The following is a 1,195-nucleotide window of genomic DNA, read 5'->3' as shown; positions in this document are numbered from 1 at the left end:
CCCCGCCGGCGGGGTGCGCACCGCAACCGGCGAGCGAACCCGCGCAGACCAGGGCCAACAGGGACGCGCACAGCGGGCGCGCTGCGAGCGGAAGGCGTACGGACATGGGGGCGCCCTTTCAGTAGGCGAGCAGGTGGTGGTGGACGAGGAGCGGCGCGCGCGAGCGGCCGTGTGCACGGGGCGCCGTGCGTACGAGCGGCAGGACGTACGGCTGGATGTGCGGCGGGACATACGGCCGGACGTACGAGGCGCCGAGCGGACGGCCGGCGGCGCGGGTGCGGCGCGGCTCGGTCAGCGGTCGGAGTCGTGCGTCGCCGTGGGCGAAGCGGAGCTGAAGACCGTGGTGTCCAGCAGCTCGCGGGCCTGCGCCAGCGATGCCTCGGCGGGCTCCCGCAGGCAGACGGTCACGGCGATCGACCTGTCCTCGCCGGTCCCGATGTCGGGGGTGGCCTCGCGCAGGACGGTTCGGGTGGCCGTCAGCTCGCGGGTGCCGCCGATCATCCGGCACTCGGGCGTCGGCGACTTCTCGGGCCGGAGGCGGAAGGACTCCGCCGCCGACGTCTCGCCGGGCACCCGCTGGAACGCGACCAGCGCGCCGCCGCTGTCGAGCGCGTCCAGCGGCCCGCAGAAGTCGGCGACGGCGGTCTTCTCCGTGCACGCCGGACGCCCGGACAGCGGCTGGGTGGCGGCGAAGGCCGTCGGGGAGGCGCTGTCCGGCTGGGCGGTGGGGCCCTGCGCGTACCAGCCCCGCGGCAGTCGGTACCCCAGGTCCAGCAGTTCGGCGTAGCGGACAGGGCGCTCGGCAGGCGCGGACGCCACCGGAATCGGCTCCTTCGTCGGCGCGGGGGAGGCGGACGGCCACGACAGGACCGCGCACAGCGCCACCGCGGCGACGCCCGCGCCCAGTCCGGCCATGCGCCGCCGACGTCGGCGCGCCACCCGGCGGCGCACCTGGCGCATCCGCTGCTCCGGGGCGGAGAGCCGGGGCACGGCGTGCTCCAGCAGGCGGCGCAGCTCCCGCTCCTCGTCAGCCTCGCTCACCGCGCGCACCCCCTTCCGCCATCGACTCCCGCACTTGACCGCGCAGCGCCTTGAGCGCCTTCGACGCCTGGCTCTTGACCGTTCCCGGCCGGCAGCCGAGCGTCGCGGCCGTCTCCTCGACGCTCAGGTCCTCGAAGTAGCGCAGCACGACGAC

The 1,195-nt window shown here is 76.1% G+C and carries 2 protein-coding genes; both read right to left on the bottom strand.

Annotated elements, in window-relative coordinates; genetic code table 11:
- Positions 1 to 291 precede the first annotated feature (291 nt).
- A complete protein-coding gene (locus ACFU99_RS44185; RefSeq protein WP_384404512.1) occupies positions 292 to 1,041 on the bottom strand; it encodes a hypothetical protein in 750 nt (249 codons plus the stop codon).
- On the bottom strand, positions 1,028 to 1,195 hold a 168-nt coding region (locus tag ACFU99_RS44180), incomplete at its 5' end, for a sigma factor-like helix-turn-helix DNA-binding protein (protein ID WP_384404514.1). The genes ACFU99_RS44180 and ACFU99_RS44185, both read right to left, overlap by 14 nt.

It is taken from the genome of Streptomyces sp. NPDC057654 (assembly GCF_042800135.1).
GTDB lineage: Bacteria > Actinomycetota > Actinomycetes > Streptomycetales > Streptomycetaceae > Streptomyces.
Note: the sequence above shows the minus strand (reverse complement) of the source record. Positions and strands in the feature narration are given on the sequence as shown.